Here is a 23,392-nt window from a genome sequence, read left to right as displayed (position 1 = left end):
GCCTGTGCAAGGGCGGCCAAAGGCTCGCAAACCACAGCGCACTCCTGCGCTTTCGAGGAAACCGGTAACCACTGATGGCCAGACGGGACGCTCCGCGCCGCGGACAAGACGGCGAAGACCCCGCGCAGCGCAGCCGCGCACCTTCCACGATCGGACGATGGTTTCGCCGCCTCATGATCTGGGGCATCGGCATCGTGCTGTTGCTGGGCCTGGGAATCACCGGCGCGGTGCTGGTTACCGCGCGCTCGCTGCCCAGCTATGACAAGCTCAAGTCCAGCCAGGCCGGGCAGATGATCGTGGTGCGGGCCAACGACGGTTCGGAAATCGTCACGCTTGGGCCCAGCTACGGCAAGTGGATTCCCTATAACCGCATCCCGCAGCCGATGAAGGATGCGCTGGTTTCGGTGGAAGACCGCCGGTTCCGCGAACACTGGGGCGTGGACCCGGTGGGCATCATCCGTTCGGTGATGGTGCGCGCGCAGAGCGGGCGCTGGCGCCAGGGTGGCTCCACCATCACGCAGCAGCTTGCGCGCAACATCTTCCTCAACAACAGCCGCACGTTCGACCGCAAGATCCGCGAGGCGATCCTGTCGCTGGCCTTGGAAAGCAAGTTTTCCAAGGACCAGATTCTCGAGCTCTATCTCAACAAGGTCTACTTCGGCGGCGGCGCCTATGGCGTGGATTCGGCCGCGCGCAAGTTCTTCGGCCATTCGGGCGAGCAGCTTTCGCTGGGCGAGGCGGCGATCATCGCCGGCCTGGTCAAGGCGCCTTCGCATTATTCCCCCACGGCCGATGCCCAGGCCGCCGTGGACCGCGCCAAGGTGGTGCTGGAAACCATGGTCGATGCCGGCGCGCTGACCCCGGCGCAAGCGGCGGCGGTCAATCTCAACAGCGTGCACCTCGCCGCCGAGCAGGGCCAGAATTCCGCCCGCTATTTCACCGACTGGGTGCTGCCGCAGCTTGACGTGCTGGTGCCCGACAATGACCAGCCGATCGAGGTGTGGACCACGCTCGATCCCGTGGCGCAGCGCGCCGCGACCGATGCGATCACGGCGCAGGTGCCCAAGGGCGCCCAGGGCGCGCTGGTCAGCGTGGACCGCGATGGCGCGGTGCTGGCGATGGTCGGCGGCACCGATTACGTCACCTCGAACTACAACCGCGCCACCAATGCCGTGCGCCAGCCCGGTTCGGCGTGGAAGCTGTTCGTCTATCTGGCAGCGCTGGAACGCGGCTATCGTCCCGAAGACCGCGTGGTGGACGAGCCGGTGACGATCAACGGGTGGAGCCCGCGCAATTCGGGTGGCAACTATGCCGGCCAGATCGACGTGCGCACCGCCTTTGCCTATTCCAAGAACACGGTTGCGGCCCAGCTTGGCAACGAAGTGGGCTTTGACGCGGTGGCCAACATGGCGCGCCGCTTTGGCATCACCACGCCGATCAACACGATGCCGTCGATGGTGCTGGGCACCAGCGACGTGCGCGTGATCGACATGGTGCGCGCCTTTGCCTCGGTGGAAGCCAAGGGCAAGCTGGTCACGCCCTATGGCATCCGCAAGGTGACCACCACCGACGGCGAAGTGCTCTACAGCCATCGCCCCGATCCACAGCAGCAGCTCGTGCCCGATTATGTCGCGGCCGAAATTACCGACCTGTTGCAGACGGCGGTCAATATCGGCACCGGCCGCGCGGCGCAGATCGGCCGCCCGGTGGCGGGCAAGACCGGCACCACCAGTTCCAACAAGGATGGCTGGTTCCTGGGCTTTTCCAGCGGCGTGACGACCGGCGTGTGGATGGGCCGCGACGATGCGCATCCGGTGCCCGGCTTGCAGGGCGGCACCGCGCCGGCGCGCGCTTTTGCCGCCTATATGCGGGTGGCCACGGCCAAGCGCCCGGTCGAGCAGTTCGACACCCAGCTCAAGCTGCCCGAATGGCAACTGGAGCCGGACGACGAGGCGCTGCTCAACAATCCCAACGACTATTACTACACCGACGAGAACGGCAACACGGTCAACGGCCAGCAGGGCGACGGCCTGGAAGGCGGGCCGAGCGGTGGCCAGGGCGGGCCACAAGGCCGCACGCCCGACGATGCGATTCCGGTCGACCAGGATGGCCTGGGCACCGGCCCGGCCGCCCCGGCCCGGCAGGCGCCGCGCAACGCCCCGCCGGCAGCCAGCGACGACCTGCTCGACCGCGCGACCGGCCGCACTCGCCAGCAGGCGCCGAGGCCGGTCCAGCCTGGCGCCAAGCCGCCAGTCAGGCAGCCGGCGGATCGCCGGGCACAGGACTGGCAGGGCTACTGACCAACCCACGACAGGAAAATGCAGCCGGGGCGCGAACCATTCGCGCCCCGGTTCGTTTCTGGCTCACGACCGGCAGCCCTGGGGCTGCTGCTGATGGAGTTGGAAACATGGGCCTATTCCAATGGGCGGCCGCTGCGGCTGCCGGATATGTGATCTATCGCGCGGTGCGCACCAAGAACGCGGATGGCGAAGCACCGGCTGCCTTCGCGACCGGTGAGGCGCCCGGCGAGAACTTTGCCAAGGTGCGCTCGGCTGGAGTCGAAGGCATGCGGTCTGACCCGCCGAAGTGGGACAAGCAGGACCAGGCGGTGGATGAAAGCTTCCCCGCCAGCGATCCGCCGGCAACCTACTGATCGCATTCTACTGATCGCATTGCGCTGAACCGCCCGGCGCGAGGTGGGAAGCCTCGCGCCGGGCGGTTCATGCGCGCAGGCGGATCAATTCCGGCGCGATGCGCGCGGCGACCGAGACGTGGCCCTTGGCCATGTGAATGTGCGAGGCCCCGGCGGCATCGGCGAGATGCCAGTGGTCCACTGTTCCGGCGCCTTCTTCCACCCGCAGCGTGATGATGTCGGCATCGACCGTCACGGCCTCGACCTGCTGGAACAGCAGTTCGAGCGGAACGCGGCGGCGGGTGCGGCTATCGGGATGCGAAAGCAAGCGGATGGCAACCGTCTTGGCGAGCGTATCGATCGCGATGTCCTGAACCAGCGAGTCGTGCCCGTGGTCCTGCGCCATCTGCCGTTCGATCACATATTCGGAATGCATTGTCCGCCTCCCGCAACTGTCCGGCAGCATACGCCGAATAGCGGCGGGAGCAAGTCAGGCCTGTGCCATGGCGGGACAGGGCCGGAAACGAGAAGGCCGGCGTCCCTTGCGGGGCGCCGGCCTTGCTGTGTCAGGTGCCGTTGCCGGCGCGATCAGCGCAGGCGGATCGGCAGGTAGATCGCGGGCTGGCCGGCGCGCTGCACGCGCAGCAGCACGGCTTCGCGGTTCTCCGCCTTGGCCTGGCGCACCACGGCTTCCAGATCGGCCAGGGTGTTGAGCATGCGGTAGTTGGCCGAGAGAATGATGTCGCGGCGCTGGAGGCCCTTGGCACCGGCATCGGACGAGCTGTCCACCCCGGTGACGACCACGCCGCGCGTGTCTTCGCTCACACCAAGCTGACGGGCAATGGTCGGGGTCAGCGGCACGGCGCCAATGCCCAGCGACTTCTGGATCAGGCCACCAGCCTGGGACTGCTTCTGCTGCTGTTGCTGGTTACCATCGCCGTTGTCGTTGCCGAAGCCGCCATCGTCCTGCTGGTCCTGATCGAAGCTCTGGTTGGCCAGGTCTTCTTCGCTCGGGCGCTTGCCCACCACGGCGTTGACCGTCATCGGCTTGCCATTGCGCACCAGGTCGATCGCCACGGTCTTGCCCGGCGGCGTGTTGGCGACGATGAACGAAAGCGTCTGGTCGGGCTTCACTTCCTTGCCATCGACGCGGGTGACCACGTCGCCGGCCTGGATGCCGGCCTTGGCCGCACCCGCGCCGGGTTCCACCGACTGGATGAACTCGCCCCGGTTCTTGGGCAGGCCCAGCGAGGCGGCCAGATCATCGTTGATCGGCTGGATGCGCACGCCCAGATAGCCACGCTCGATCGCCTGGCCGTTCTTGAGCTTTTCCACGATGGGAGCAGCGATTTCGGCGGGGATGGCAAAGCCGATGCCCACGCTGCCGCCGGTGGGCGAATAGATTGCGTTGTTGATGCCGATCACGTTGCCGGCCATGTCGAACATTGGCCCGCCCGAGTTGCCGCGGTTGATCGAGGCGTCGGTCTGGAGATAGCGGTCATAGGCGCTGCCCGAGCCGGTGGCGCGATAGACCGCCGAAATGATCCCTTGCGTGACGGTGCCGCCCAGGCCGAACGGGTTGCCGATCGCGATCACCCAGTCACCCACGCGCGCCTTGCGCGAATCCCCGAACTTCACGAACGGGAAAGGCTTGGTGCCGGTGATCTTGAGCACGGCAAGGTCGGACGCGGCATCCTTGCCGACCAGCTTGGCCGGGTATTCCGTACCGTCGGGCGTGGTGACCGAAATCGATTCGACTTCGCCCTGGCCATCGGCCGTGATCACGTGGTTGTTGGTGACCACATAGCCATCGGCCGAGATGATGAAGCCCGAACCGAGCGACTGCGCTTCGCGCGTGCCGCCGCCACCGCCCTGGCCGCCGCCGAACAGATCGCCGAACGGCGTTCCGGCAAACGGATTGTTGTTCTGGACCTTGACCCGCTGGCGGGTGGAGATGTTGACCACGGCGGGCTGGAGCTGGGCCGTGAGATCGGCGAAGCTGGAGGGCGCGCCCTGGCGCGGGGTGATCGCCTGGATCTGCGAGCTGTCGTTCTGCGCCACCTGGGCGCCGGCCGGGAAACCCGTGGCCAGCGTGAGCGCACTGCCGGCGAGAAGCAGTGCCGTCGTCACTCCATAAGCGTATCGCACGAGGGTTTATCCTTTATTCGCTTGTTGCTTGACGCGGATGAGGGAAACCGCGCCCGATCCCGGTTGCCGTTTCACGCTTCGTCGCATGAACGGACTTTGAATGGAACAGGTTCCGATTACTCACCCTTGAATCGCTTCAGATAGCGGTTGTCGGGCGAGAGAATGATGCTGGTATTGCTGTCTTTTTGGGTGAAGGTATAGTCATAGCTCTGCATGGCGCGGTAAAAGTCATAGAAATCAGGATCCTTGCCAAAGCTCGCGGCATAGATTCGCGCCGCTTCCGCTTCGGCCTGGGCACGAATGATCTGCGCGTTCTTTTGCCCTTGCGCGGCAATCGTCGCCGCTTCCTGCGCGCGGGCGGTGGCCATGCGGGCAAAGGCGGATTCCAGCGGCGTGCCATCGGGCAGGTCGGCGCGCTTGATCCGCACGTCGATCACCTGCGCGCCGTATTCGCGCGCCTCGCGGTCCAGCCCTTCGCGGATGCGGGCCATGGCCTGGCCACGCTCGGGCGTGAGCAGCGAGGCAAAGGTGCGCTTGCCCAGTTCCTGGCGCAGCACCGAATTGAGGATCGGCTGCAACTGCTGCGACACCCGGTCCACCGTGCCGGCGGTTTCGTACATCTTGATCGGGTCGATCACCCGGAACCGGGCATAGGCGTCCACTTCCAGGCGGCGCTGGTCGAGCGAGGTGACCTGCTGGCGCTCCATGTCGACATCGAGCACGCGGCGATCGATCCGCACCGCCTGTTCCAGGAACGGAATGCGCCAGACCAGCCCGGCCCCGGTGCGGCCGAAATCGGCATTGGGGGCATAGCGGTTGACCACGCGCACCGGCTGGCCGAGGCGCACGATCACCACCTGCTCGGTTTCCGGCACCACGATCACGCAGAGCAGCAGCAACACGAACAGCGCGACAGCGCCGGCAATCACGCGCTGGTTGAGCGAGAGGAAGGGCTGCATCAGCGGTCTCCCTTCTGGCGGCTGTCATCGGGCGGCGTCTGGCGCAGCGCGGGCAGCGGCAGATAGGGGACGGTTCCCGGGGCTTCGACAATCACCTTGTCGGTCTGGCTCAGCACGCGCTCCATCGTTTCGTAATACATGCGGCGCTTGGTCACGTCCGGGGCCAGCTTGTATTGTTTATAGACCTTGTCGAAGGCGGCGGCTTCGCCTTGCGCGGCGGCCAGCTTCTTCTGCGCCCAGCCCTGCGCCTCGTTCACGTCGCCCTGCGCCTTTTGCTGCGCGGCAAGCACTTCCTTGAACGCATCGACCACTTTGGCCGGTGGATCGATCTTGGTGATTTCCACGCCCTGGATCTTCACGCCCGAGCGATAGGCATCGAGCACGCGCTGCATCTTGTCGCGCACGTTCTGCTCGATCGTGGCGCGGCCGGTGCCCATGGCATCGTTGAAGCCCACTTCGGCAATCGCCGCGCGCATTGCGGCTTCGGCCACTTCGCGCACGGTCTGGTCCGGATCGGCGAGCTGGTAGGTGTAGAGCTTGAGATCCTTGATGTTCCAGCGCACCAGGTAATTGAGATTGACCAGGTTCTGGTCACCGGTGAGCATCAGCCGCTCGCCATCGCCTTCGGGGATGGTCTCGCGCTGGATCGAGGTGACGTCGCGCGTTTCGACCGACTGGATCGGCCAGGGCAGGGTGAGCGAAACCCCCGGGCCCAGCGTGCGGGAATAGGCACCGAACGTGGTGACCACGCCCTGTTCCTGCGGCGCCAGGCGATGGGTGCTCGATCCGATCAGCCAGATCGCGGCGACTGCGGCCAGTCCGATCGGCCACCACGACTTGCCGTCTGGCCGCTGCGGCAGGCGCAGGTTGGGGCCGCGTCCACCCAGGAACGGTGCGCCGGGCGGCGGGGTGCCGCGCCCGCTGCCGCCGTTCCTGTTGCCACCGTTCCTGCCCCCGCCGGTGCGGGCGCGAAAAATGTCTTCGATGCTGGGCGGGCGCCGGCTTTCGCCTGCCGGGGGCAGCCAGGGATTGCGTGGGCCGCTGCCCGGCGAGGTCTTGTCCTCCTTGCCGTCCTGGCCTTTTGCGGGCTCGTCCGGCTTGCCGTCCGCCTCGGCCTCATCGCTGCCTGCGGACGCGGGCGGGGCGTTTTCCGGTCGCTCGGAATCATCGCGGCCGGAATCGTCTGGAGCGCCCCATGGGCTCTTGCGGTCGCTCATGACCGGGTTTCCGAAAAGGGCGCGAGGCGGCGCGCAGCCGGTCCACGAAAAGCAGTCATGCGCAGTCTTATAAGAAGGGATCGCGTGAAAAACAGGGTCTCGTTCCCAAAATTCGTCTGCTAGGGGCTTTGGGGCATGCCCTGGACAAGCGACCCGTGGCAGGCAGGAAACAGGAACGAATGCAGTGACGATCGATGAAGCAGCCGTGCGCCAGGCCATTGCCGCGGCCGTGGGCAGCGAAAGGCTCCAGGTGGTGCGGGTTACCGGCACGAGCGGGACGGCGGTGATCGATGCCGGCGGCCTTGATGGTGCGGCGCGCGCGGCGCTGGAGCAGGCGGCCAAGGCGGCGGCCACGGCTGCGGGCCTGGCCGAATTGCGCGTGGCGCTGACGGCCGAAAAGCGCACGCGGCGCATCCTGGCGGTGGGTTCGGGCAAGGGCGGCGTGGGCAAGTCCACGCTTTCGGCCAATCTCGCCGTGGCCATGGCGCGGCTGGGGCGCAAGGTCGGGCTGGTCGATGCCGATATCTATGGCCCGTCGCAGCCGCGCCTGCTCGCCACCGAAGGGCGCAAGCCCGAGGCGCGCGACAAGACGATGATTCCCGTGCAGAGCCCGTGGGGCGTGCCGATGCTGTCGATGGGGCATCTGGTGCAGCCGGGCCAGGCGATTGCCTGGCGCGGGCCGATGGCCGGCAGCGCGCTGGGCCAGTTGATCGAGGCCGACTGGGGCGAGACCGAAATCCTGGTGGTAGACCTGCCGCCCGGCACGGGTGACATCCAGTTGACCATGCTCCAGAAATACAAGCCGGCAGGTGCGGTGATCGTGTCCACCCCGCAGGATCTGGCGCTGATCGACGCGACCCGCGCGATCGGGCTGTTCGACCAGGGCAAAGTGCCGGTGCTGGGCCTGGTGGAAAACATGGCCGGCTATTTGTGCCCGCATTGCGGCCAGGTGAGCGATCCGTTTGGCCATGGCGGCGCGGAAGTGACCGCGCGCGAACTGGGCCTGCCATTCCTGGGCCGCGTGCCGCTGGATATCGCCATCCGCCAGAAAAGCGACGCGGGCGAGCCGCCGGCAGCGGGCGAGGGACCGCAGGCGCAGGCCTTTGCCACGATCGCGCGGGCCGTGCTGGCCGCGCTGGACCAGCCGGCCTGACCGCCGCGCCATGGCGCTGCCGCCGCTCGCCCGCAGGCTGAAACCGACGCGGCGCGGGGTGTTGATCGGCGCGGGCGCAGGGGGCGCGCTGATCGCCGCCTTTGCCTTGGTGCCGCGCCACTATGCCCCGCCGCTGAAGGCGGGCAAGGACACGCGCGTGGTCAATGCGTTCCTCAAGCTGGCGCGCGACGGCACGCTGACCGTCGCCGTGCCGGCCTGCGAGATGGGGCAGGGGGTGACCACTCTGTTTGCCCAGATCGTGGCGGTGGAACTGGGCGCGGACTGGGCGCAAGTGGCGGTGGAGCCCGCGCCGCTCAGCCCGGCCTATGCCGATGCGGTGCTGGCGGCGCATTGGGCGCCGCTCTGGCTGCCCACCTGGTTGCCGATTCTGGACGATGCGCTGGGCCAGCCCGGCAATGGCCTGACCGCACTCAAGGCCGAGCGCGGGCCGATGATGCTGACCGTTGCGGGCACCGGCCTGGCCGCATTCGAGCAACCGTTGCGCGTGGCCGCCGCGGCCCTGCGTGCGCAACTGATCGACGCTGCGGCCGCGCAGTGGGGCGTGGACGCGGCAAAGCTCGATACCCAGGATCATGCCGTGATCGGCGGGGGCAAGCGCCTGCCGTTTGCCCGGCTGGTCGAAGCCGCGCTCGATCGCGATCCTCCTGCCGATGCGCCGCTGCGCGCCAGCCCGGCGCGTGAAGCGCCCGCACGCTTTCCGGCCGGCAGCAAACCGGCCTTTCCCCGGCTCGACCTGCCGGCCAAAGTCGACGGCAGCTTCGTGTTTGCCGCCGATGTGCGCCTGCCCGGCATGGTCCATGCCGCGATTGCCCATGGGCCGCAGGGCGATTGCGTGCTCTCATCCTGGGATGCGCAGGGCGCGGCGCGGGTGCCGGGGTGCCTGGGCGTGGTCCATGCCAAGGGCTGGCTGGCCGCGATCGGCGTCACCTGGCATGCCGCCGATCGCGCGGTGGCGGCGATGGAGCCACGGTTTCGCCCGCGTGGGCCAGTGGCTGATGGCAACGCCATCGACGCGGCGCTGGACAAGGCGCTTCAACAGGGCAAGGCGCAGCGCCTGTGGGGGCAGGGCGACCCCACCGCCTTGCTGGAAAAGCCCAGCCTGACCGCACGCTATGACATTGCCGCCGCGCTGCATGCCCCGCTGGAGCCGGGCACCTGCACCGCGCGGATCGAGCATGGCCGGCTGGAACTGTGGCTGGCAACGCAAGCGCCTGAGGCAGCGCGGCGCGAGGGCGCGCGGGCAGCGGGCCTCGCCGAGGCGGACGTGGTGGTCTATCCGATGGCGGCGGGCGGCAGCTTCGATGCGCGGCTCGATGCGCGGATCGCGGGCGAAGCGGCGGCCCTGGCCCGCGCCACGGGCAAGCCGGTGCAACTCACCTGGTCGCGTTGGCAGGAATCGCTCGCCAGCCTGCCGCGCGCGCCGGTGTCGGCCTTGCTCGAGGCCGGGATGAGCCCGGACAAGCAGCAGGTGCTGGGCTGGCGCAGCCGCATTGCCATGCCGGCATCGCTGCGCGAAACCGCCGCCCGCGTGCTGGACGGGGAAAGCGCGGCGAGCGCGCGCCGCTGGCAGGACAGCGCCGATCCGCTGGCGCTGGAAGGCGCGCTGCCGCCCTACACGATTCCCGAATGCGCGGTGGAGCATGTGCCGGTGGCGCTGCCCCTGGCGACGGCGCGCATGCGTGGCGGCGGTGCGGCGATCAGCGCGTTCCTGACCGAAAGCTTCATCGACGAATGCGCCCATTTCGGCGGCAACGAGCCGCTGGCGTTCCGCATGGCCATGCTGGGCGGCCAGCCGCGCCTGGCCGCCTGCCTGCAAGGCGTGGCGCACCTGGCGATGTGGGGCGGCGGGGCCGATGCCTCTGGCCAGGGGATCGCCTGCCACACCATGGCGCTGGACGCGCGCGAGGGGCGGCGCGAGGGCCACATCGCGGTGGTGGCCACGGCGCGGCAGGTCGATGGTGCGATCCGCGTGGAAACCCTGAGCGCCTGCGTCGATATCGGGCGGGTGATCAACACCGACCTTGCCCGCCAGCAGATCGAGGGCGGGTTGATCTTCGGCCTGGGCCTGGCCGTGGGCGGCAGCACCGGCTATGCCGCCGGGCGACCCCTGGCAGGACATTTCAGCCAGCTGGGCTTGCCGCTGCTGGCCGAATGCCCCAAGGTCGAGGTTGTGTTTGTCGACAGCAACGCCCAGCCGTTCGACCCCGGCGAACTGGGGATGGTGGCGGTGGCGCCGGCCATCGCCAACGCGCTCCATTCCGCAACCGGCCTGCGTCTGCGCCGGCTTCCCCTCTTGTCCGAAGGCGTTTGATGACCGTTGCCGCACCGCCCCATTCCTGCCCCGCCCACCTGCCGGCCGATCACCCGCCGGTGGCGACGGGGCGCATCGGCGTGCTGCTGGTGAACCTTGGCACGCCCGATGCGCCCGATGTCGGCGCGGTGCGGCGCTACCTCCAGGAATTCCTGTCGGACAAGCGCGTGGTCGAAATCCCTGCGCTGCTGTGGCAGCCGATCCTGCGCGGCATCATCCTGCGCACGCGGCCCAAGAAATCGGCCCATGCCTATGCCCAGGTCTGGGGGCCGGAAGGATCGCCGCTCGCCGCGATCACGGCGGCGCAGACGCGCGCGCTCCAGGCCCGGCTGGGCGAGCAGGTGATCGTGCGCCACGCCATGCGCTATCAGAGCCCGGCCATGGCCGGCGAACTCGATGCGCTGCTCGACGCCGGGTGCGAGCGCATCCTGGTGGCGCCGCTCTATCCGCACTATTCCGGGGCCACCACCGCCAGCGCGCTCGATGCCGTGGCCGACTGGATCAAGCAGCGCCGCCGCCTCCCGGCCCTGCGCACGCTGCCGCCCTATCATGACGATGCCGTGGCGATTGCGGCGCTGCATGCCGATATGGCACGCCAGATCGATGCGCTGGATTTCGTGCCCGAGGCGCTGCTGCTGAGCTATCACGGCATGCCCGAGCGCACGCTGCACCTGGGCGATCCCTATCACTGCCATTGCCGCAAGACCTCGCGCCTGCTGGCCGATGCCTTTGCCCAAAGCCATCCGGGGCTGGCGCTGATCACCAGCTTCCAGTCCCGCTTTGGCCGCGCCAAGTGGCTGGAGCCGGCGACCGACACCACGCTGGTCGAACTGGCCAAGGCCGGCACGCGCAAAGTGGCGATCGCGGCGCCGGGCTTTTCGGCCGATTGCCTGGAAACGCTGGAAGAGCTTGGCCTGCGCGGCAAGGAGGATTTTCTTGCCGCGGGCGGCAGCGCCTTTGCCGCGCTGTCCTGCCTCAACACGTCGCAGGCCGGGATGGACATGCTCGAAGCCCTGGTGCGGCGCGAACTGGCGGGGTGGATCGCCGCCTGAAAAGGCGCGGGGCCGGGCGATTTGACACGCCCGCCAGACGTGGCATGTTCCGCGCCACGGGCCAGGACCGGCAACAGGTTCGGCCCGATGGAGAGAGCATGCTGACATCGGCGATTCCCTTGCAAGACGTGGATCCTGCCCTGCTGCCCCTGCCGGGGCTGATTTCCGACACCGACGCGCCGGATTGCGACGAGGCCGTGCCATGGCGTGCCGTGCCTGTCAGCCGGGCGCTGGCCTGGGGTGACGAGGCGGCGCTGCTGCTGCGCGAGCGAGCTAGGCTCGGCCCGGTGTTCCGCCGCGGCGAGCGTGTGATCCTGCTGGACCCTGCATTCAACCGCCTGGTGCTGGATGACGATGGCGCGCTGTTCCCCAGGGCCGAGCCCGGCGGCGCCCTCGCGCTCGATACCGCTGTGCTGGAGCGTGTCCTGGCCGCCGAACTGGCCCGCTGGCGCGAAGGCACGATCCGCTTTCAGCCGGCCATGGCCATGGCGCTGGCGCGCGCCCTGGTGCCGGCCGTAACGGGGCTGGCACCGGGCTCGGGCGCGGCCGAGCGGCTGGCCAATGCGCTCTCGACGCTGGATGAAGGGCGCAGCCTGCTGCGCCGGGCGATGCCGCGCGGCCTGCCGTCCTCGCCGATCGGGGCGCGACAGGCGCTGGCCCAGGGTCTGCGCGCTGCCGGTGCCGATGCGCCGGGGCTGGTCGACAGCTTGCAGGCGAGCCACGCTCTGGCGCTGCGTGCGCTCGGCACGCTGGTGCGCCATCTGGCCGATACGCCCGACTGGCAGGATACGTTGCGCGCCGAAGTGCGCAGCCCGCACCGCCTATCGACGCCTGCGGGGGTGGAGACGGCCACGCAGGATGGCCTGCGCGAACTGGTCGACATGGCCACCTGCGAGGCCTTGCGGCTGATGCCCGCGCCAGTGCTGGTGGAGCGCCGCCTGCTGGCGCCGCTGGCAATCGGTGCGCACCGGCTGGAGGCGGGCACGCGCGTCGCGATCAGCCCGGCGGCCACCCACGCTGACCCGGCGCTGTGGCCCGATCCGCAGCATTTCGATCCCTTGCGTTTTGCCCGGCTGCGCACGGCCGAGCGGGCGCCGGGGGCATGGATCGCGGCCGACGTGCTGCCAGCCCCGGTGGCGCCGGTGGTGATCGCGGCAACGCGGCTGGGCGTGGCCCACCTGCTGGCGCGCTTTGGCTTGGCTACGGCGGGCGAAGGGGGCAAGCTGCTGCTGCGTCGTGCAGATTGAGGGGGCGCCGATTGAGGGGGCGCCGATTGAGGGGGCGCCGATTGAGGGGCGCGCGGATTGAGATCGCGCGCCCGGCCCGCTATGGCCGGGCAGCGAATCGTTCGATCGTGGTACCCGGCAGGCGCCATGCACAAGGCGCAAGCTGGCCGGCGGATCGTCGCAAGGCGCAAAGCTCGCCTTGACGATTCGTCCACAGCCCGGTAAGGGCGCCGCTTTCCGGCGGGCTTGCCCGCCTTGTCGAACGACTAAGTCGAGCAAGCTACCAGGACATTTCCCGGTCTGCCCCTTCGGGGTGGCCCGCCAGAGGACAGAAACAGGACAGACATGGCCAATACGCCGCAAGCCCGCAAGCGCATCCGTCGCAACGAACGCCGCGCCGAAATCAACGGCAACCGTCTTTCGCGCATCCGCACTTTCGTGAAGAAGGTGGAATCGGCGATCGCCGGTGGCGACAAGGCCGTGGCGGCCGAAGCGCTCCAGGCTGCCCAGCCGGAACTGGCCCGTGGCGTTGCCCGTGGCGTGGTTCACAAGAACACCGCTGCCCGCAAGCTCTCGCGTCTGAGCAAGCGAGTCGCCGCGCTCTGATTCGGCGCAACGGCACCCCCTTTGCTTAAGGGGGGCTGCTGCGCACAATTACGGCTTTGGCCGGCGTGATGAACGCCGGCCATTTTCGTCTGCGGCTTGTGCGACGGTTCGATGACACAGTCATTTCCGGCAAGTGACGGATTTGTCGCGATTCGCGTGACTGGGTTTTTGGCAATTGACGATAAATCAATAACTTGAGCGAAGATCGCGGAGTTGTTGAGTCAAGGCTAATTATTTCAGAAATTTTGCGCTCCATGGGCTTGCACAGCCCCCGCAGTGGCTCATAGACAGAGACCACGCCGCGCGTTGGTCGGTTTGCTGTGACGCAGATCGCCCGGCACACGGTGTCACGAAACATCGTTCGATACGGCAATCCGCCGTGCCATCGGGGCACCGGCGGGCAGGTAAGCTGTGTCTGCGGAAACGTGGCTGGTCGGTCTTTGTCCGAATGGCCGCGCACCGCAGGCCGTGTCCGTTCGGGATGCGTCTGGTGGGGGCATCTGTCTGGAGGCGCTTTGGCGCCCGGGGCGGAAGGATCGCATCCTGGGGGCGCATCTTGGGTCATCTGGCCGCAGGCCTGGAAAATTTACGTGGGACGGCGAAGCGTGAAGATGGATCAGTTCGGCGGTGCGATCGGCGGTGCAGGTGGCACGGCCGCAACCAATGGGCGCGGGGCCGGGCAGGCCGCCGCGCTGCGAAAAGGACGTGACGGGGGCATGGAGGACCAGGAAGCGCTCGACCTGGCGGCCGATTGGGCCGACATCAGCCAGGGGCTGAAGAAGGATCTGGGTCCGCAGCTTCACACGCAGTGGATCAAGCCGATCCAGCTCGGCAGTTTCTGCAAGGAAACCGGCACGCTGGACTTGTTCCTGCCGACCGAATTCTCGGCCAACTGGGTGGCGGACCGCTTTGCCGACCGTCTCTCGCTGGCGTGGAAGATCGCGCGGGCCGAAGTGCGCCAGGTGCGCATCACCGTGCACCCGCGCCGTCGCGCCATGCCAGAGCTGCGCGTGGGTGGCCGTGCCGCGCCCGAGTTGCGCGTGCCCGCCGCCAACGAGACCGCCCCGGTGCTGGCCCCGGCCAGCCGCCCGGCGCCCACGCCGGCGCCGCAGACGATCGCCGGCTTCGATGTCAGCGCGTCCGGTGTCGATCCCTCGCTGACCTTCAACGACTTCGTCACCGGCAGTGCCAATGTCCTGGCGCTCAATGCCGCGCAGCGCATGTCGGCCGCGGAAACCCCGCAGTTCTCGCCGCTCTACCTCAAGGGCTCGACCGGCCAGGGCAAGACGCATCTGCTCCACGCCATTGCCAACGGCTTCATCGCCGCCCGGCCTGGCGCGCGGGTGTTCTACTGCTCGGCCGAGCGCTTCATGATCGAATTCGTCCAGGCCATGCGCCAGAACGAGATGATCGAGTTCAAGAGCCGCCTGCGCAGCTTCGACATGCTGCTGGTGGACGACATCCAGTTCATCATCGGCAAGGCCAGCACGCAGGAAGAATTCCTGCACACCATCGATGCCCTGCTGAGCGCCGGCAAGCGCCTGGTGGTGGCCGCCGATCGCGCGCCCCAGGCGCTCGACGGGGTGGAACAGCGCCTGCTCTCACGCCTGTCGATGGGGCTCGTCGCCGATATACAGGCTGCTGACATCGAGCTGCGGCGCCAGATCCTGGAGCACCGCCTGTCGCGCTTCACCAGCGCCCAGGTGCCGCAAGACGTGGTCGAATTCCTCGCCCGCACGATCAACCGCAACGTCCGCGAACTGGTGGGCGGCCTCAACAAGCTGATTGCCTTCGCCCAGCTCACCGGCCAGCAGGTGAGCCTGCAACTGGCCGAAGAGCAGTTGACCGATATCCTCTCGGCCAACCGCCGCCGCATCACGATCGACGAGATCCAGCGCACGGTGTGCCAGTTCTATCGCGTCGACCGCTCGGAAATGGCCTCCAAACGCCGTGCCCGCGCCGTGGTGCGTCCGCGCCAGGTGGCGATGTACCTGGCCAAGGTGCTCACTCCCCGGTCCTATCCGGAAATCGGGCGCAAGTTTGGCGGGCGCGACCATTCCACGGTGATCCATGCCGTGCGCCTGATTGAGGACCTGCGCAGCCGCGATGCCGACATGGACGGCGACGTGCGCACCCTGCTGCGCCAGTTGGAAGACTGAGCGCCGGATTGGCGAACCCCGGGGGCGCCTTGTTGCGGCCCCGGGTTGTCCCCCTGATATCTGCCCTTGCTCCACAGGCTTATGCCCGGCGGATGCACAGACTTGTGCGCGCCTTGTGCACAGACTTTTGCCTGCCTTGTCGACAGGGTGTTCCTCAGGCTTGCGCACCGGTCGGCCACAGCCTTGTGCCCATGGTTTCCACCGGCTTGCCCACCGCCGGGTCACAGGTTGTGATCAGGGTTTTGCGCTGACTTTTCCACAGACGCTGGCGGTATCGAACCACGTGCCGCCGGCCTGCGCGCATTCGCGGGCGGCCCAGTGGCCCTTGCCCCACCAGCCGATCACCACGCCGAGCAGCAGGGCAAGGGTCAGCACGATCCAGATACGATCTTTCATGGCGGCAAGTTGTGGCGCAAGGCGCGGCGCTTGCAAATGGCCATCTGGCGTTTTGGCCTGGGTGCGCCTACCTCCGGCGGCATGACGCCAGCCCTTTCCGCCGACCGCCTCGACCGTTTTGCCCGCCACATCGTGCTGCCCGAAGTGGGCGGCGCCGGGCAGGCGCGGATCATGGGCGCCCACGTGGTGCTGGTGGGCGTGGGCGGCATCGGCGCACCGGCGTTGCAATACCTCGCCGGTGCGGGCGTCGGGCGGTTGACGCTGATCGACGACGACGTGGTCGAGCCATCCAATCTCCAGCGCCAGACCATTTTCACTCTGGCCGACGTGGGGCAGAGCAAGGCCGAGGCGGCTGCATCCTGGGTGGACCGGTTTGATCCCGCGCTGGCGGTGGAGGCACGGCGCCTGCGCATCCGGCGCGACAATGCGGCCGCGTTGGTCAGCGGCGCCGACGTGGTGTTGGATGGATCGGACAACTTTGCCACGCGCCTGGCGGTGTCAGACGCCTGCGTGGCAGCGGCCGTGCCGTTGACCAGCGCCGCGCTGGGGCGGTTCCAGGGGCAGGTGGCCAACTTTGCCGGGCATCGTCCGGGTGAGGCCTGCTACCGCTGCTTCGTGGGTGATGCCTTCGATGCCGATGACTGCGACACGTGCGCCGCGCAAGGTGTGCTGGGCGCGATGGTCGGCATGGTCGGCACCTTTGGGGCCATGGCCGTGCTGCGCGTGCTGCTGGAAGGCGTGGCCAGTCTGGGTGATCCGCAGTGGGGACAGTTGCACGTGCTCGACGGGCTCAGGCCCGGCTTACGCACGATGCGCATTGCCCACGATCCGGCTTGCCCGGCTTGCGGCCATGGCTCCGAAACGGACGGATAAAAAGCGCAATCATACCGCGTTCGGGGGATGGCCATGCGCAGCCGCTGGCTTAGACTGCCTCTCGCGACCCGACAGGCGCGCGGTGCAAGCCGCGAACCTGGGACTTGGCTCGGCCAGGGGTTCAGGGGCCGAGGCTCCCTGGACCCTTGGTCGGGCTCTTTCGTGTCGGCGGCACCGGCCCGCTCCCCCACCCGGCCTCCCAACGATAGTACCCTATGGGAGGCCGGCCCCCTCAGCGAAAACGTCCCCCGGACGTTTTCGGTGCCTTCGGGACGGGAGCGGGCCGGTGCCGCTGTGAAAATGCGCCTTGGCGCATTTTCCAAACTGAGAGTCACCGCGTCTTGAGCAGTTCGTCCACCCAATCGGGCACGATCTGCGTTGCCGGCCCCAGCCGGGTTTCGTGAAACCACGCCGAGCCCTGGCTGCGTTCGAGATTGAGTTCGAGCGTTTCCGCACCGATCTCGCGGGCCAGGCGCACGAAGCCGGCAGCGGGATAGACCGCGCCCGAAGTGCCGATCGACACGAACAGGTCGGCCTGGGCCATCGCGGCGTGAATCTCGTCCATGCGATAGGGCACTTCGCCGAACCAGACGATATCGGGGCGCAGTGCCGGTGCGGCGCAGGCGGGGCAGGGCGGCCGATCGATCAGCGGGCCGGTCCAGGCGTGGCGCGTGTCGCAGGCGGTGCACCAGGCGGACAAGTGCTGGCCATGCATGGCGATCAGGCGCTCGGAACCGGCGCGCAGATGCAGGTCGTCGACATTCTGGGTGACCAGCGTGACGCTGCCGTCGGGCACCTTGATCGGCCACTCCCGCTCCAGCCGGGCGAGCGCGCGGTGGGCGGCGTTCGGCGCCTTTTCCTGGATCGCGGCGCGGCGCATGTCGTAAAAGCGCAGCACCAGGTCGGGATCGCGGGCAAAGGCCTCGGGCGTGGCGACGTCTTCCACGCGGTGTTGTTCCCACAGGCCACCGCCACCGCGAAACGTGTCGATGCCGCTTTCGGCGCTGACTCCGGCGCCGGTCAGGATGACGATGTTCTGGGGAAGGCTCATGGCCCGATCATGCCGGATCGGCACGGGTGTGCCAATCCGGCATGATGGCCAGGGTGCTCAGGCAAACGTGCTGGAATCGATGACGAAGCGATAGCGCACGTCACCCTTTTCCATGCGGTCCCATGCGGTGTTGATATCCTGCACCGCGATGGTCTCGATTTCCGAGACGATGCCGTGTTCGGCGCAGAAATCGAGCATTTCCTGGGTTTCGGCAATGCCGCCGATCAGCGAGCCGGCGATCGAGCGGCGGCCGAAGATCAGGTTGAACACCGTCGGGCTCGGGTGCGGGTGTTCCGGCGCGCCGACCAGGCACAGCGTGCCGTCGCGCTTGAGCAGAGTGACGAAGGCATCGAGATTGTGGCTGGCGGCCACGGTATCGAGGATGAAATCGAGGCTGCCGGTCTGCGCGGCCATTTCATCGGCATTGCGCGAGACGACCACTTCGTGAGCGCCCAGCGCCAGGGCTTCTTCGCGCTTGGCCGGGCTGGTGGTGAAGGCCAGGACATGGGCGCCCAGCGCGCGGGCGAGCTTCACGCCCATGTGGCCAAGGCCGCCGATGCCGACGATGCCGACCTTCTTGCCCGGCCCGACGTTCCAGTGGCGCAGCGGCGACCAGGTGGTGATGCCGGCGCAGAGCAGCGGCGCGACGGCGGCGAGTTGTTCGGGGGCGTGGCGCACGTGGAGGACGAAGCCTTCGTTGACCACGATCGCCTGGCTGTAGCCGCCGAGGGTATGGCCGGGGGCGTCGGCCGTGGGCGAATTGTAGGTCTGGACCATGCCTTCTTCGCAGAACTGTTCCAGCCCATCGTGGCACGAGCCGCAATGGCCGCAGGAATCGACCATGCAGCCAACGCCCACGGTGTCACCCACCTTGAACTTGGTCACTTCGGCGCCGACGGCCGTGACATGGCCGACGATCTCGTGGCCGGGGACCACCGGATAGATGGCGTTGTTCCATTCGTTGCGCGCGGTGTGCAGGTCGGAATGGCACACGCCGCACCAGGCGATGGCGATCGCCACGTCGTGCAGGCCGGGTTCGCGGCGCGTGATCGGGAGGGGGCCGAGCGGTTGGTCGGCCGCGGGAGCGGCATAGGCCAGGACGGTCATGCAGCGATTCCTTTTGCAAAAGAGGAGGGGAGAGGGAGAGCGCCTATCTAGGGGATCGCCATTAAGCTGATAATGGGGCAATTCGGGCATGAACTGATATCAGGATTGCATCAATGATCCGGCCCGACCACGATGACCTGCGCGCCCTGCTGGCGGTGGTGCGCGAACGCAGCTTCACCCGCGCGGCCGCGCAACTGGGTACTTCGCAATCGGCGCTGAGCCGCACGATCGCGGGCCTTGAGGCGCAGATGGGCGTGCGCCTGCTCAACCGCACCACGCGCGCGGTTTCCCCCACGCCCGAAGGCGAGCGGCTGGCGCAAGGGGTGGCGCCCCACTTTGCCGCGATCGATGCTGCCGTCGATGCGCTGGGCGAAAGTTTGGCGCGGCCATCGGGGCTGGTGCGGCTGACGGTGGACGAAGGCTGCGTCGATACCGTGGTCTGGCCCGGCCTGCGCCGCATCCTGCGTGCCTGGCCGGAAATCCAGGTGGAAGTGCTGGTGGACAACGGCCTCGTCGATATCGTGGCGGCGGGGCTCGATGCCGGGGTGCGATCGGGCGATATCCTGGCGCGGGACATGGTGGCGGTGCCGATCGGGCCGGACTTGCGCATGGTGGTGGTGGCCACGCCGGCCTTTTGTGGTGGCCGCGAACTGCCCCGCCATCCGCGCGACCTGGCCGCGCATCCCTGCATCAACTTTCGCCTGCCCACGCGCGGCGGCATCTATGCCTGGGAATTCTCCCGTGGCGGAGATGCGCAGCGCATGCGGGTGGAGGGGCCGGTCACGGTCAACACCCTGGCGCTGGCCGAGCAGGCCATGCGCGACGATCTGGGCTTTGCCTTCCTGCCCGAAAGCGTGGTGGCCGCCGACATCGCCACCGGGCGGCTGGTTCAGGTGCTGGACGAGTGGTGCGAGCCCTATCCCGGCTATCACCTCTATTATCCCAGCCGCGCCCATGTCTCGCCCGCGCTGCGCGTGGTGATCGACGGCCTGCGCTGGCGTGGCGAGGGATCAGGCGACCAGGCGTGAGCCGCCTTCGGCCGGGGCACCCGGACCGACCAGGGAGGCCTGACGGAGCTGCGCCCCGCCCACTTGCGGGCGGCGGTCGGGATCGCGTGTGCGGAACTGCGCCACGAGGCTGTCGAGCGCGGCGGCCTCTGCGCCCAGATCGGCCGTGGCGGCGCTGGTTTGCTCGACCATGGCGGCGTTCTGCTGGGTCACGCGGTCGATATCGACCACCGAGGTGCTGACTTCGCCGATGGCCGAGGCTTGCTGCGCGGTGCCGGCGGCGATTTCGTCCACCATCCCGGTCAGTTCCGCCACTTGCGCCAGGATGTGGCCCAGGACATCGCCGGTCTGCTGCACCAGGCCGACCCCGTCGCTGACGTGGCCGGTGGAGGTGGCGATCAGTTCCTTGATGTCCTTGGCCGCGTCCGCACTGCGTTGCGCCAAGGCGCGCACTTCGGTGGCCACCACGGCAAAGCCCTTGCCCGCGTCGCCGGCGCGGGCGGCCTCCACCCCGGCATTGAGCGCCAACAGGTTGGTCTGGAAGGCGATTCCGTCGATGACGCCGATGATCTGGTTGATCTCTTGCGCCGAACGCTCGATCGCTTCCATCGCCACCACGGCATTGCTGACCACGGTTTCGCCGCGCGTGGCCTGGTCATGCGCCTGCGTCACGCAATCGCGCATGACCCCCGAGCGGGCGGCGGTGTCCTGGATCGCGCCGCTCACCTGGCGCAGCGCGGCGGTGGTTTCCTCCACCGTGGCGGCCTGGCGGGCGTTCCGCTGGGCGAGATCGTCGGCTGCGGCATTGATTTCGCGAATCGTGGTCAGCAGCCGGCGCGCACCGATGCGGGCCGCGCCGATCGCCTTGGCCAGGGCCGTGCTGGCCTGGTTGTAGTTGTTGCGCAGTTCCTCGTACTGGTCGGGGAATGGGGCGCGGATGCGGTATTCCAGGTCTTGCGCGGCAAGCTTTTGCAAGCCTACGGTCAATTCCGTGACCACCTGGCGTTGCACCGCCAGGTCGCGTTCCGCCACTTCGCGCGTGCGGCGCTCCACGCCTTCCTTGATGCCGAGCAGGGCATGGCTGATCGCGCCGACTTCATCGGTCAGTTCGGTGCAGGGCACCGGGCGATCGAGATTGCCGCCGGCCATTTCGCGCATGGCCTGGGCCAGGCGCCGCAATGGCCCGGTAACGCGATGGCGCAGCAGCAGGATCACGGCGAGCGCGGCCATGGCGGCCAGGATGCACAGCGTGGTGGAACTGCGGATCGATGCCGCGATCGAGGAAGCGCCTTTCTGGCTCAATTGCTGGCCGCGCACCTGGAGCGCATCGACATGGGCGGAAATCGTCTTTTCCAGCTTGGGGCCAAGCGGGCTGAGATGCTCTTCATACAGCACGATGGCCGTGTCGCGATTGCTTTGAATCTGGGTGCGGACGGCCGCCGATGCGGTTTTCCATTCGGTCCACTGCCGGGCGATTTCGTCCACCGCTGTGCGCTCGTCATCGCGGCCCTGGCCGCGCAAGGTGGCGATGCGCTGGTCGATTTCAGCGATCTGCTTGGCCATCTTCCTGGTGTTCGACGCGCGACTTTCATCGCTGAGTGGTACCAGCGTCTTTACCGAAGTGATGCGCACCGCAATCATCAGGCTCTTCAAGGCGCTCCATTCGGCAATGCCGGGAATGATCCGCCTGTCCAGTTCCTGCGTCTGGACATTGGCCTGGATGGCCGATTGCATGGGCACCACGGCGCAAGCGACAGCCATGGCGGCCAGCACCGTATTGCAACTGAACGAAATCGTCGTGATCTTGAAACGGCCCAGAATCGCCATTGTGGACTCCATCCGAATTCTCGCCTTGCCTTGACGCAAGGCATCGATGCTATCGGTTTTAAACAGTGTGGATGAAATTACCGTGGGCTATACTTTACGGGATTCATCGCAGGTGGATGGGCGAGGCCAGCGACATTCCAGGCCGCTTTCCGGCTCGACCCCGCAAGGGTGCGGTCTTATGGAGGCGCGGAAACATTGCGGGGATAGCGACATGGCACGGATCGGCATCATCGGCAGCGCGGGGCGCATGGGGCAGGCCTTGCAGGCTGCCGTGGTCGCCGCCGGGCATGACCTGGCCGGCGGGATCGACCGGGATGGCGATGCGGCGGCCCTCGCGCAGGCGAGCGATGTGCTGGTGGATTTCTCGGCCCCGGCGGCGCTGGAATTCAATCTCGACGCGGCGATCCACGCGGGCAAGCCGATCGTGGTGGGCACCACCGGGCTGGAAGAGCGCCACCACTGGCTGATCGACGCGGCGGCGGTTTCGATTCCCGTGCTCCAGACCGGGAATACCTCGCTGGGCGTCACGCTGCTGGCCCACCTGGTGCAGGAAGCGGCGGCGCGGCTGGGCGAGGACTGGGACATCGAGATTGTCGAGACGCACCACCGCATGAAAGTGGACGCGCCATCGGGCACCGCGCTGCTGCTGGGCGAGGCAGCGGCGCGCGGGCGGCAGGTGGGCCTCAAGGACGTGGCTGTGCGCGGGCGCGATGGTATCACCGGCCAGCGCGAGGCGGGCACGATCGGCTTTGCCGCGCTGCGCGGCGGCAGCGTGGCGGGCGATCACACCGTGCATTTCCTGGCCGACAACGAGCGCCTGAGCCTGTCGCACATGGCGGAAAACCGGGGCATCTTTGCCAAGGGGGCGATCCGCGCGGCAGACTGGCTGCTTGCCCGCGAACCCGGTCGCTACACCATGCCGCAAGTGCTGGGGCTGGGCGAGGAACGGCCTTGAAGAAAGACCAGATCTTCGAGTTCTTCCGCCGCCTGGCCGAGGCCAACCCTGCGCCCGAGACGGAACTGGCCTATGGCAACACCTATCAGTTGCTGGTGGCGGTGACGATTTCCGCGCAGGCGACCGACGTGGGGGTGAACAAGGCGACGCGGCGGCTGTTCGAGGAGGTCAAGACTCCCGCGCAGATGGTGGCGCTGGGCGAGGAAGGCCTGAAAGCGCACATCAAGTCGATCGGCCTGTTCAACACCAAGGCCAAGAACGTGATCGCGCTGTCGGAAATCCTGGTGCGCGACCATGGCGGCGAAGTGCCGGCCGATCGCGATGCCTTGACCGCGCTGCCCGGCGTGGGGCGCAAGACCGCGAACGTGGTGCTCAACACCGCGTTCGGCATGGAGACCTTTGCGGTGGACACGCATATCTTTCGCGTGGGCAACCGCACCGGCCTGGCCAAGGGCAAGACGCCCGAGGCGGTGGAAGCCGGGCTCGACAAGAAAGTGCCCGGGCCGTTCCGGCTGGGCGCGCATCACTGGCTGATCCTGCATGGGCGCTATGTGTGCAAGGCGCGCACGCCCGAATGCTGGCGCTGCGGGGTGGTTGACCTTTGCGGATTCAAGGGCAAGGTTCTGGAACAGGGGGCCAAGCCGCCGGTTACCAAGAAGAAAGTGGCGCGCACGAAGAAGGCTTGAGCGCCA

General features: G+C 67.8%; 20 protein-coding genes. 12 read left to right on the top strand and 8 right to left on the bottom strand.

Annotated features, from left to right (window positions below):
- Positions 1-74: 74 nt before the first annotated feature.
- Together IE191_RS14660 and IE191_RS14655 are read left to right on the top strand one after the other, a co-directional pair.
- Positions 75-2,300 carry a transglycosylase domain-containing protein gene (locus IE191_RS14660; protein ID WP_191325123.1) on the top strand — a complete coding sequence of 742 codons (2,226 nt, stop codon included), beginning with the start codon at positions 75-77 and terminating at the stop codon, positions 2,298-2,300.
- A 107-nt stretch (positions 2,301-2,407) separates the two neighbouring features.
- A complete protein-coding gene (locus IE191_RS14655; RefSeq protein WP_191325122.1) occupies positions 2,408-2,653 on the top strand; it encodes a hypothetical protein in 246 nt (81 codons plus the stop codon).
- A gap of 67 nt (positions 2,654-2,720) precedes the next feature.
- On the opposite strand, the gene IE191_RS14650 is transcribed toward IE191_RS14655, so the two are convergent.
- The 4 genes from IE191_RS14650 to hflK form a co-directional block, all read right to left on the bottom strand.
- Entirely contained in the window at positions 2,721-3,068 is a 348-nt protein-coding gene (locus IE191_RS14650) for a hypothetical protein (RefSeq protein WP_191325121.1), read from the bottom strand.
- Positions 3,069-3,220: 152 nt separating this feature from the next.
- Entirely contained in the window at positions 3,221-4,780 is a 1,560-nt protein-coding gene (locus IE191_RS14645; RefSeq protein ID WP_191325120.1) for a Do family serine endopeptidase, read from the bottom strand.
- Between the two features lie 116 nt (positions 4,781-4,896).
- On the bottom strand, positions 4,897-5,739 hold the full coding sequence (hflC, locus tag IE191_RS14640) for a protease modulator HflC (RefSeq protein ID WP_191325119.1): 843 nt from the start codon (positions 5,737-5,739) through the stop codon (positions 4,897-4,899).
- Positions 5,739-6,956: a protease modulator HflK gene (gene hflK / locus IE191_RS14635; RefSeq protein ID WP_191325118.1), complete on the bottom strand. Its 1,218-nt coding sequence runs from the start codon at positions 6,954-6,956 to the stop codon at positions 5,739-5,741. Before hflK ends, hflC begins: the two co-directional genes overlap by 1 nt.
- A gap of 364 nt (positions 6,957-7,320) precedes the next feature.
- On the opposite strand from hflK, the gene IE191_RS14630 reads away from it, so the two are divergent.
- The 6 genes from IE191_RS14630 to dnaA all read left to right on the top strand — a co-directional run bounded on the left by IE191_RS14630 (position 7,321) and on the right by dnaA (position 15,484).
- A complete protein-coding gene (locus IE191_RS14630) occupies positions 7,321-8,109 on the top strand; it encodes an Mrp/NBP35 family ATP-binding protein (protein ID WP_229815420.1) in 789 nt (262 codons plus the stop codon).
- A 10-nt stretch (positions 8,110-8,119) separates the two neighbouring features.
- The gene (locus IE191_RS14625; protein WP_229815413.1) at positions 8,120-10,441 is read left to right on the top strand and encodes a molybdopterin cofactor-binding domain-containing protein; all 2,322 of its coding nucleotides are present in this window, start codon (positions 8,120-8,122) and stop codon (positions 10,439-10,441) included.
- Positions 10,441-11,493 carry a ferrochelatase gene (gene hemH / locus IE191_RS14620; protein WP_191325116.1) on the top strand — a complete coding sequence of 351 codons (1,053 nt, stop codon included), beginning with the start codon at positions 10,441-10,443 and terminating at the stop codon, positions 11,491-11,493. Before IE191_RS14625 ends, hemH begins: the two co-directional genes overlap by 1 nt.
- Positions 11,494-11,591: 98 nt before the next feature.
- Positions 11,592-12,740, top strand: coding sequence for a cytochrome P450 (locus tag IE191_RS14615; protein WP_191325115.1), 1,149 nt, complete (start codon positions 11,592-11,594; stop codon positions 12,738-12,740).
- A 324-nt stretch (positions 12,741-13,064) separates the two neighbouring features.
- Complete coding sequence (gene rpsT / locus IE191_RS14610; protein ID WP_022675888.1) at positions 13,065-13,325, top strand: 30S ribosomal protein S20; 261 nt, start codon at positions 13,065-13,067, stop codon at positions 13,323-13,325.
- Between the two features lie 611 nt (positions 13,326-13,936).
- A complete protein-coding gene (dnaA, locus tag IE191_RS14605; RefSeq protein WP_191325151.1) occupies positions 13,937-15,484 on the top strand; it encodes a chromosomal replication initiator protein DnaA in 1,548 nt (515 codons plus the stop codon).
- A gap of 234 nt (positions 15,485-15,718) precedes the next feature.
- Here dnaA and IE191_RS14600 read toward each other — a convergent pair whose 3' ends face one another.
- Positions 15,719-15,880, bottom strand: a complete 162-nt coding sequence (locus tag IE191_RS14600; RefSeq protein ID WP_191325114.1) for a hypothetical protein — start codon at positions 15,878-15,880, stop codon at positions 15,719-15,721.
- 36 nt (positions 15,881-15,916) lie between these two features.
- Between IE191_RS14600 and IE191_RS14595 the strand changes: the two genes are divergently transcribed.
- A complete protein-coding gene (locus tag IE191_RS14595; RefSeq protein WP_373299299.1) occupies positions 15,917-16,753 on the top strand; it encodes a HesA/MoeB/ThiF family protein in 837 nt (278 codons plus the stop codon).
- 331 nt (positions 16,754-17,084) lie between these two features.
- Here IE191_RS14595 and IE191_RS14590 read toward each other — a convergent pair whose 3' ends face one another.
- Positions 17,085-17,804, bottom strand: coding sequence for an NAD-dependent deacylase (locus IE191_RS14590; RefSeq protein WP_191325112.1), 720 nt, complete (start codon positions 17,802-17,804; stop codon positions 17,085-17,087).
- Between the two features lie 57 nt (positions 17,805-17,861).
- Positions 17,862-18,911: an NAD(P)-dependent alcohol dehydrogenase gene (locus IE191_RS14585; RefSeq protein WP_191325111.1), complete on the bottom strand. Its 1,050-nt coding sequence runs from the start codon at positions 18,909-18,911 to the stop codon at positions 17,862-17,864.
- A gap of 113 nt (positions 18,912-19,024) precedes the next feature.
- On the opposite strand from IE191_RS14585, the gene IE191_RS14580 reads away from it, so the two are divergent.
- The gene (locus tag IE191_RS14580; RefSeq protein WP_191325110.1) at positions 19,025-19,939 is read left to right on the top strand and encodes a LysR family transcriptional regulator; all 915 of its coding nucleotides are present in this window, start codon (positions 19,025-19,027) and stop codon (positions 19,937-19,939) included.
- Here the strand turns inward: IE191_RS14580 and IE191_RS14575 are convergent.
- Positions 19,922-21,745 carry a methyl-accepting chemotaxis protein gene (locus tag IE191_RS14575; protein ID WP_191325109.1) on the bottom strand — a complete coding sequence of 608 codons (1,824 nt, stop codon included), beginning with the start codon at positions 21,743-21,745 and terminating at the stop codon, positions 19,922-19,924. The genes IE191_RS14580 and IE191_RS14575 overlap by 18 nt on opposite strands.
- A 211-nt stretch (positions 21,746-21,956) precedes the next feature.
- Here IE191_RS14575 and dapB point away from each other — a divergent pair, with 211 nt between their 5' ends.
- Both dapB and nth read left to right on the top strand, forming a co-directional pair.
- Positions 21,957-22,700 carry a 4-hydroxy-tetrahydrodipicolinate reductase gene (gene dapB, locus IE191_RS14570; protein WP_191325108.1) on the top strand — a complete coding sequence of 248 codons (744 nt, stop codon included), beginning with the start codon at positions 21,957-21,959 and terminating at the stop codon, positions 22,698-22,700.
- Positions 22,697-23,386, top strand: coding sequence for an endonuclease III (gene nth, locus IE191_RS14565; protein WP_191325107.1), 690 nt, complete (start codon positions 22,697-22,699; stop codon positions 23,384-23,386). The genes dapB and nth overlap by 4 nt, the downstream gene beginning before the upstream one ends.
- The last annotated feature ends 6 nt before the right edge of the window (positions 23,387-23,392 follow it).

This window comes from Novosphingobium pokkalii (assembly GCF_014652855.1).
GTDB lineage: Bacteria > Pseudomonadota > Alphaproteobacteria > Sphingomonadales > Sphingomonadaceae > Novosphingobium > Novosphingobium pokkalii.
This window is presented reverse-complemented; position numbering and strand designations above follow the sequence as displayed.